This window comes from Mesorhizobium intechi, assembly GCF_002879535.1.
GTDB lineage: Bacteria > Pseudomonadota > Alphaproteobacteria > Rhizobiales > Rhizobiaceae > Mesorhizobium > Mesorhizobium intechi.
Genome location: NZ_PNOT02000026.1, coordinates 1 through 8,582, shown reverse-complemented (window position 1 = coordinate 8,582; position 8,582 = coordinate 1). Strand labels below are relative to the sequence as shown.

7 protein-coding genes and 1 pseudogene are annotated in these 8,582 nt (G+C 64.1%); 7 read left to right on the top strand and 1 reads right to left on the bottom strand.

The window, feature by feature from the left end; all coding sequences use genetic code 11:
- A partial coding sequence (locus C1D09_RS01805; protein ID WP_143972709.1) for a DUF4424 family protein occupies window positions 1-416 on the bottom strand: 416 nt, incomplete at its 3' end.
- Between the two features lie 180 nt (window positions 417-596).
- Here C1D09_RS01805 and cobF point away from each other — a divergent pair.
- The 7 genes and pseudogenes from cobF to C1D09_RS01770 all read left to right on the top strand — a co-directional run.
- Window positions 597-1,373 (top strand): precorrin-6A synthase (deacetylating), encoded by a 777-nt coding sequence (gene cobF, locus C1D09_RS01800; protein WP_143972708.1) that lies wholly within the window; start codon window positions 597-599, stop codon window positions 1,371-1,373.
- Between the two features lie 329 nt (window positions 1,374-1,702).
- A complete protein-coding gene (locus tag C1D09_RS01795) occupies window positions 1,703-3,238 on the top strand; it encodes an FGGY-family carbohydrate kinase (protein WP_143972707.1) in 1,536 nt (511 codons plus the stop codon).
- Window positions 3,235-4,011, top strand: coding sequence for a DeoR/GlpR family DNA-binding transcription regulator (locus tag C1D09_RS01790; protein ID WP_143972706.1), 777 nt, complete (start codon window positions 3,235-3,237; stop codon window positions 4,009-4,011). Before C1D09_RS01795 ends, C1D09_RS01790 begins: the two co-directional genes overlap by 4 nt.
- Window positions 4,008-5,759 carry a glycerol-3-phosphate dehydrogenase/oxidase gene (locus tag C1D09_RS01785; RefSeq protein WP_143972705.1) on the top strand — a complete coding sequence of 584 codons (1,752 nt, stop codon included), beginning with the start codon at window positions 4,008-4,010 and terminating at the stop codon, window positions 5,757-5,759. The genes C1D09_RS01790 and C1D09_RS01785 overlap by 4 nt, the downstream gene beginning before the upstream one ends.
- Window positions 5,760-6,080: 321 nt before the next feature.
- Window positions 6,081-6,740, top strand: a complete 660-nt coding sequence (locus tag C1D09_RS01780) for a DUF2291 family protein (RefSeq protein WP_143972704.1) — start codon at window positions 6,081-6,083, stop codon at window positions 6,738-6,740.
- On the top strand, window positions 6,737-8,317 hold the full coding sequence (locus tag C1D09_RS01775) for a sugar ABC transporter ATP-binding protein (protein WP_143972703.1): 1,581 nt from the start codon (window positions 6,737-6,739) through the stop codon (window positions 8,315-8,317). The genes C1D09_RS01780 and C1D09_RS01775 overlap by 4 nt, the downstream gene beginning before the upstream one ends.
- Window positions 8,280-8,582, top strand: a pseudogene (locus C1D09_RS01770) (ABC transporter permease); the annotation flags it as partial. The gene C1D09_RS01775 and the pseudogene C1D09_RS01770, both read left to right, overlap by 38 nt.

The window sequence follows — 8,582 nt, the reverse complement described above, 5'->3', positions numbered from 1 at the left end:
TCGCCGAACGGGTTGAGCGGCACATTCTGCGCCTTGAGATCGGCGCCGATGTCGATGCCCAGCGCGAACACCTTCTGCTCGAGCTGGGGCTTTGCCGCGGCACCGTCGATCGTCACCTCGAAGCCAAGGAAATTGTCGCTCTGATTTTCGGGGATGGCCGGCATTTCTTCGGGATCGCCCGCAATGTCAGGCATCGGGAAGGCGACGATCGCGTCGACATCCTTGTCGGTGTTGTTGTGGAAGACGTAGTCGACCGTCACCTTTTCGGGCGAGATGAAAAGATCCTCGCTTTGCATCGCGACCGCATCGCTGCGCGACAGGATCAGCCCGCCTGTGCCAAGCTCGGCAACCGAGTCGTTGGCCAATGCCGGCGCTGCCGAAAGCGCCAGCGCCGCAGTCAGAACATATCGCAACATCGAAGCCCCCTCGGCAAGAATGCCTGACGACCCTAGCCGTTTCAATGTGGCGTTTCAAAGCCCTTCCACTTGCGTGACCACGCCACACCGGTCTGGCCATGCCAGTGGTCTGAACAGGTGAGCGGTCGGGATGCGCGAGCGATCTGGACTAACCGCTTCCGATCGGGCAGGAGTTCGTCCATGCGCAAGCTTCTCGTCATCGGCATCGGGGCCGGCAATCCCGACCACATGACCGTCCAGGCCATATCAGGCCTGAACCGTGCCGACGTGCTTTTCATCCCCGACAAAGGCGCCAGGAAGAACGACCTTTCCGAATTGCGGCGCGAGATCTGCGACCGCTTCGTCACCAACCCGAAATCACGCCGCGTCGAGTTCGACGTGCCGGTGCGCGCCGAACCAACGTCCTCCTACCGCTCGACCGTCGACGACTGGCACGAAGCCATCGCCGCAATCTATGAAGGCATGATCCGCGACGAAATCGCGGAAAATGGCTGCGGCGCCTTCCTGATCTGGGGCGATCCTTCGCTATACGACAGCGCGCTTCGCATCCTCGAGCGGGTCCGCCTGAGAGACAATGTCGCCTTCGAACTGGAGGTCATCCCCGGCATCACCGCCATCCAGGCGCTTGCCGCCAGCCACAAAATGGCGCTGAACCGCATCGGCGATTCGGTCCTGGTCACCACCGGCCGCAGGCTGACCGAAGAAGGTCTGGCCGGCAATGCCGGCAGCACAGTCGTGCTGCTGGACGGCAAATGCGCCTTCGCCACGCTGGCCGACCCGGACGTCGTCATCCATTGGGGGGCCTATCTCGGCACGCCGGACGAGATCATCGTCTCGGGCCGTCTCGGCGATGTCGGCGCCGAGATCGAAAAGGTCCGGGAGGAAGCCCGCCGGCAAAAGGGCTGGATCATGGACACCTATCTGCTGCGCAAGCCCGGTGAGCCGGAGGACATCTGACCCCTGCCCTGCAGTCGCCACGCAAGCGGGTAACAAGATCGCCGAGACGGATCGGCGGTCAGCAAGAGTTAGAAAAAACAGCGTTTTATGCCAATTTGACAATCAAGCTCGACCTGGCGGAGCCTGCTCGCCTGGCGTATATCACACATATTGACGTTAAATTCACAGAATTGTATGGTCAGTTCGCCGGTTCGAATCCTGCCGCTGTTCATCGGCGACCGCAACCGGCAATGGCGGATCCCGGCGAGGATGATTTCCATGATGTTCAGCGCCAACCTTGCTTGGGACCAGTTCGCAACGCGTACCGGCTCACGCTGAACGGGATCATCATGTCCAGCCTGCTTGGGATCGACAACGGCCTGACGGTGACGAAGGCAGTGATCTTCGATGTCGACGGCACGCAGCTGTCGGTGGCCAGGCGCCGTGTGCCGCAATCGATGCCGCATCCCCGCTGGGTCGAACGCGACATGCCCGGCCTCTGGCAGGCGACCGTCGAGGCGATCAGGGAAGCCATTGCCCTGAGCGGTCGGCCAGCTGGCGACATCAAGGCCGTGGCGGCGACCGCGCATGGCGACGGGCTGTATCTGCTCGACAGCAACCGCCGGCCGCTCGGCCCCGGAATCTTGTCGCTCGACAGCCGGGCCGGCGAGATCGTCGACGAATGGGCGAAGGGTGCGGTGTTTGCCGAGGCTCTCGCCCTGACCGGACAGGTTCCGCACGCTTCGGCGCCATCGGCGATACTGGGCTGGCTGAAGAAGCATGCGCCGGAACGCTTCCGCCAGATCGGCCATATCGTCGGCTGCAAGGACTGGCTGCGCTTTTGCCTGACAGGCACCGTCGGCACCGATTTGACCGAGGCGAGCACGTCGTTCACCGACGTCCGTACGCAAGCCTACGCGCCGGAGGCGATGCGCATCTTTGGCCTGGAGGAGCTGTTTGCGGCTTTGCCCCGGGCAGCACATTCGGCCGACATTGTCGGTTACGCCACCGCCGAAGCGGCCGCACTGACCGGGCTTGCGGAAGGCACCCCGGTTGCTTGTGGCCTGCATGACGTCACCGCCTCGGCGCTTGGCATCGGCGGCCACGAAGAGGGCGTGATCAGCATCGTCGCCGGCACCTACTCGATCAACGAAGTGGTCTCCGCCGAGCCGCGCACCGACCAGCGCTGGTTCTGCCGCAACGCCATCGACCGCGGCCGCTGGAACAACATGTCGATCTCGCCGGCCTCGACGGCGAATTACGACTGGTTCCTCGACACGCTCTGCCGCGCCGAACAGGACGAGGCCAAAACGACCGGCCGCTCGATCCACGAGATGCTGGCGACTGAAATCGACACAGCGCTGAAGAAGCCGTCGACCCTGCTCTTCCACCCGTATCTGTTCGGCTCGCCATACGGCAATGCCGCCAGCGCTAGCTTCGTCGGCTTGCGCGGCTGGCACGACCGCGGCGACATGCTAAAGGCGGTGCTGGAAGGCATCGCCTTCAACCACCGCAGCCATGTCGAAGCCCTGCGCGACGGCTTTGCCGTCCGCGAGGTGCGGCTGACCGGCGGCGGCTCGCGCAATCCGGCCTTCGCGCAGATGTTCGCCGACGTGCTCAACGCGCCGGTCACCGTCACCTCGACCGACGAGGCGGCCGCCTACGGCGCCGCTCTTTGCGCCGGCGCGGCGGTCGGCCTGTTCGCCTCGCCCCAAGAAGGCGCGCGCGCCACCTGCACGGTGAGCCGCGAATACCGCCCGGACCCGGCGCGCAGCGCCGTCTTCGACGAGCGCTATTCCATCTATGGCCGCATTGCCGAACAGCTCAGGCCGAAATGGGCGGAAATCGAGAGCCTTGCAGGGCGAGCAATGGAGGGCACAGCATGATCAAGGCCGACGAACGGCGCGAAGAGATCGCCGAATACGTGATAAAGCTCGGCCAGGTGCGCATCGACGACCTGGTCGAGCATTTCGGCGTGTCGCGCATGACCATCCACCGCCACATCGACCAGCTGGCCCATCAAGGCGTGCTGCGCAAACTACATGGCGCCGTCACCGTGCAGCCATCCGGCCTCTATGAAAGCGCCTTCCGCTACCGGGTGACGGTTGGACGGGCGGAGAAGGACGCGCTGGCCCGCGCCGCGATGGACTACGTCGAGCCGGGACAAGCGGTGATCCTGGACGATTCGACCACGGCCAACGCCGTTGCGCCGCTTCTGCTCGAGGTCACGCCACTGACCGTCATCACCAACAGCGTGTCGACGGCGGCATTGCTGACCAATGTCGACGACATCGACTTCATCTGTCTCGGCGGCCAGTACCATCGCACCTACAACGCCTATATCGGCATCGTATGCGAGAACGCGATCTCGCGGCTGCGCGCCAATCTCTTGATTTGCTCGGCCTCCGCGATCAGCGGCACCACGGCCTTCATCCAGGATCAGCATGTGGTGCGGGTCAAACAGGCGATGATGGCGGCGGCGATCAAGCGCATCCTTTTGGTCGACCATTCCAAGTTCGACAAAGTGGCCCTGCACGTGCTCGACGACCTGATCAGCTTCGAGGCGGTCCTGGTAACCGACGGCATCAGCGACAAGCATGCGCAAAAGCTGGAGCAGGCCGGGGTCCAGTTGCGCGTCGTCAAGACGGCGAGGCCATGACGTCAACGGCCAAAAGCCAGGACGGCTCCGAGCAACCGACCGGTGTCCCCGGCAATGTCGACGTCGTCATCCTCGGCGCCGGCATCAACGGGGCCGGCCTGTTTCGCGATCTCAGCGCCCAGGGTGTCAGCTGTTGCATCGTCGACAAGGCGGATTTCGGCTCCGGCACCAGTGCGGCGCCTTCGCGCCTGATCCATGGCGGGCTGAAATATCTGGAGACCGGTGAATTCGGGCTGGTGGCGCAGTCGACGCTGGAGCGCAACCTGCTGCTCAAGAACGCACCGCACTATGTCAGCCCGCTCCCAACGGTCATCCCGATCTTCTCCTGGGGCAAGGGCATGTGGGCGGCGCTGCGAACGCTGCTGGGCTCGACCAGCGCGCCGCGCAGCCGTGGCGCGATCCTCATCAAGATCGGCCTGATGATCTATGATTTCTACGGCTCGCGGCACCGGGTGATGCCGCGCCATCGGCTCGTCGGGCGCCGTCAGGCGCTTCGCGACATGCCGGCATTGACCGGCTCGATTGTCGCCACCGGCACCTACTACGACGCCAGGATCACACATCCCGAACGGCTGGTGCTCGAGTTGATCGCCGACGGCCTGGAGGCCAACCCTAACTCCAGCGCGGCCAACTACACCTCGCTTGTCTCATCCTCGAACGGCGTGCTGGCCTTCAGGCGCCAGAACGGCGGCGAGTTCTCGCTGCGGCCGAGACTGGTCGTCAACGCCGCCGGCCCATGGATCGACGACGTCAACGCAGCACTCGGCGCGCCGTCCAGGATGATCGGCGGCACCAAGGGTTCGCACATCCTGCTGAAGCACGACGCGCTGGTGCAAAGCCTGGCCGGACGCATGCTCTATTTCGAAGCCGATGACGGCCGCATCTGCCTTGTCTACGACTATCTCGGCAAGGCGCTGGTCGGCTCGACGGATCTCGCGGCCGACAATCCGGATACGGTTCGCTGCGAGCCGGCGGAGATCGATTATTTGCTGGAAAGCGTGCGCACGCTGTTGCCCGGCATGCGTTTCGAACGCGACCAGATCGTGTATGCCTATAGCGGCATCAGGCCCCTGCCCGCGTCGGACGCCGCCATCCCCGGCCTGATCAGCCGCGATCATTCGGCGCCGGTGGCCGAGCCGGAGCCATCGCGCCCCTTCCCCATCATCTCGCTGATCGGCGGCAAATGGACGACGTTTCGCGGTTTCGCCGAGGAAGTGGCCGACACAGTGCTCGATCGCCTCGGCCGCATCCGCAAGGTGACCACGCGCTCGACGCCGATCGGCGGCGGCAAGGGCTTCCCGGCCGGCGCGGCGGCACGGTCAAGCTGGCTGGCCAAGGCCGCATCGGCTTCAGGCACCGACGAGGCCCGGCTCGACCTGCTGCTGTCACGCTATGGCACCAAGGCATTGCCGATAGCCCGGCACCAGAGCGCATCGAGCAATGACGACCGATTGCCGGACTCGAGCGACTACAGCGTATCGGAGATCGACTACATCGCTCGCAGCGAATTCGTCGAACATCTGGCCGATATCGTCATGCGGCGCACGACGCTGGCAATCAGCGGTTCCCTGACGACAAGCGATTTGCGGCAGATCGCCATGATTGCCGGCCGGGCGCTCGGCTGGAACCAGCAGAGGATCGGCGAGGAGATCGATCGAGTTATCACGCAGCTCAACGACACCCATTTGATGGAGCTGCAACCGGCACACCTGCCGCGAACCACGGGCGATCGCGCCAAACGGGCTTGAGTGCGGCACAGCGCCCTGGCTGCCTTGAAAGCAAGCGTATCACAAAACCTGTGAGATATTACTATCTTGAAAAATCCAACAATATCAATGGCATTATACGACTCATATCAGCCGATCGGTCACACGAATGTGACGTTGTTGGCGAAGTATCACAGTCATTGACGGTAACTTAACATCGATGTATGGTCGATTGCGCTGGAGGAGCACGCTGCGGGAGGGGTCGATGCAAGCGGACCAACCGCACAGCGACCTATGCGGCGCTTCGCGCCAACAAGACGAAATGCCACCTCTCATCGCCGCCACACCACAGGTCGTCACAGCATGAGTTCGCAGCCACCAACCACCACGATGAACCGGCGAGGATCGCCAGGCGTCCGCTGGGTGGCCATCGCGATCGCGATCCTGGCGCTGCTCGGCGCAATGATCCTCGACACCAAGATCGTCACGATCGGCTCGGCCGAAGATACCCGCAAGGCGGCGTTTTCGCCGGAGGCGTTCGGCAAGGCTGAATTTCCGAACGTGCAATCCGCCGTCGAGCAGCGCGCCCTCGATGCACCGACGCTCGCGGCCGCCATCGCCAAGGACAAGGCGGCCGCGGAGAAACAGTATGGCGTGCCGGCCAATGTCGGCGCCGAATTCTCGGTCAAGTTCACTGGCGTCGTCGGCGAGGGAAAATCGGGCATCTACACCGTCAAGGTGGCTGACGTCCCGGACAATCTGGTCATTCGCGTCCAGACCGGACCGGCGATCAACGGCACCGATCTGCGCGACGCTACCGGCGCGATCACCTTCGGCCAGTTCACCAACCAGATAGAGTACCAGAATGCGGGCTCGGCCCTGAACAACGAGATGAAGAAGCAGGTGCTGTCGGCCATCGACAACACACAGCTCACCGGCAAGACCATCTCGGTCGTCGGCGTCTTCAAGCTGATCAATCCCAAAGGCTGGCTCGTCGCGCCGGTGAAGCTGAGCGTCCAATGAATGCGGCGCCCGAATTCGAGCCGGCGCCGGGCGACACCGTGCTCGCGGCCCGCCACATCGTAAAGACCTACGGCGGCACGCACGCGCTCAAAGGGGTCAATTTCGACATACGCCGCGGCAAGGTCACGACGCTGTTCGGCGAAAACGGCGCGGGCAAGTCGACATTGATGAAGATCCTCTCCGGCGTGACGACGCCGACATCGGGGAGCATCGAGCTCGACGGCCAGTCCGTCACTTTCTCCTCAGCCTCCGACGCCCGCGACCGCGGCATCTCGATCATCCATCAGGAGCTCAGCCTCGCGCCCAATCTCAGCGTACGCGACAACATCTTCATGGGCCGGGAAATACGCGGCGCGACCGGCGTCGATTTCGCCGAGGAAGGCCGCCAGACGCGGCGGCTGATGGCCGAACTCGAGGAAGACATCGATCCGCTGACACCGGTTCAGGATCTGCGCCTGGGGCAGCAGCAGATTGTCGAGATCGCCCGCGCGCTCTCGGTCGATTCACGTATCCTGATCATGGATGAACCGACCTCCGCCTTGAGCGCCACCGAGGTGGAGGTGCTGTTCAGGGTGATCCGCGACCTGACGGCCCGCGGCGTCTCGATCGTCTATATCTCGCACCACCTCGAGGAGGCGTTGCAGATCACCGACCACGCCGTGGTGCTGCGCGACGGCGCGATCACCGCGACGGCCAATGCCAGGCACATCAACCTCGAATGGATCGTCCGCAACATGGTGGGCGAGAACTTCGATCTGGGCTCGCCGCCCACCGGCCATGCCTTCGGCGAGGTTGCCTTGTCGGTCGAGGATGTCAGCGTCGCCGATGCCTCGAGCTCGGAACGTTCCGTGGTCGACAGGCTGTCGCTTGCCGTGCGCAGCGGCGAGATCGTCTGCATCTACGGGCTGATGGGCGCCGGGCGCACCGAACTGCTGGAATGCATCGCCGGGCGCCTGCAGCCATCGGGCGGCCGCATCCTGCTCGGAGGCAACGACATATCCCGCTTCGGCATCGCGGAGCGCATCGCCAGGGGCCTCGTGCTCGTGCCCGAGGATCGCCAGCGCGACGGCCTGGTTCAGACGATGTCGGTCGGCGCCAACCTGTCGCTCGCCAGCATCGGCGCTTTTGTCAGGGGATTGCTGTTGTCACGCTCGCAGGAGCGGTCGCTGGTCGAAGCCTCCATCCGCGACGTGCGCGTCAAGACAGCGGGCGGCAGCGCGCCCATCGGCTCGCTGTCCGGCGGCAATCAGCAGAAGGTCGTCATCGGCAAGATGCTGACCACCAATCCCAAGGTCATGCTGCTGGACGAGCCGAGCCGTGGCATCGACATCGGCGCCAAGGCGGAGGTGTTCCGCCTGCTCAGCGAGCGGGCGGCGCGCGGGCTCGCCGTCGTCTTCTCGACCTCGGAAGTCGCCGAATGCCTGAGCATCGCGCACCGGATCATCGTCATGCATCGCGGCAGGATCTCGGCCGAATTCGGTGCCGATGCCACGAAGGAGGAGATCATGGCCGCTTCCGGCGAGGCCGTGGTCTCCGACCATGAAGAACACAGGAGCCCCCACCGTGACCGACGCTAGCTCCGATCGCAGCCGCCGCCCGAGGGTTTCGGCCAACGGCTTCAGCCTGGCCAAGCTTCTGCTGGAGGGCCGCGCCTTCTTCGCGCTGATCGCCATCATCATCGTCTTCTCGCTGCTGTCTCCCTATTATTTCTCGGTCGGCAATTTCCTGACCATGGCCTCGCATGTCGCCATCTTCGGCATACTGGCGGTCGGCATGCTGCTCGTCATCCTCAATGGCGGTATCGACTTGTCGGTCGGCTCGACGCTGGGCTTCTCCGGGGTG

What these genes read in the sequence shown, in the direction of transcription:
- C1D09_RS01785 (WP_143972705.1), top strand. Translation starts at nt 4,008, where the DNA reads ATGACGTCAACGGCCAAAAGCCAGGACGGCTCCGAGCAACCGACCGGT.
- C1D09_RS01780 (WP_143972704.1), top strand. Translation starts at nt 6,081, where the DNA reads ATGAGTTCGCAGCCACCAACCACCACGATGAACCGGCGAGGATCGCCA.
- C1D09_RS01790 (WP_143972706.1), top strand. Translation starts at nt 3,235, where the DNA reads ATGATCAAGGCCGACGAACGGCGCGAAGAGATCGCCGAATACGTGATA.
- C1D09_RS01795 (WP_143972707.1), top strand. Translation starts at nt 1,703, where the DNA reads ATGTCCAGCCTGCTTGGGATCGACAACGGCCTGACGGTGACGAAGGCA.
- C1D09_RS01775 (WP_143972703.1), top strand. Translation starts at nt 6,737, where the DNA reads ATGAATGCGGCGCCCGAATTCGAGCCGGCGCCGGGCGACACCGTGCTC.
- cobF (WP_143972708.1), top strand. Translation starts at nt 597, where the DNA reads ATGCGCAAGCTTCTCGTCATCGGCATCGGGGCCGGCAATCCCGACCAC.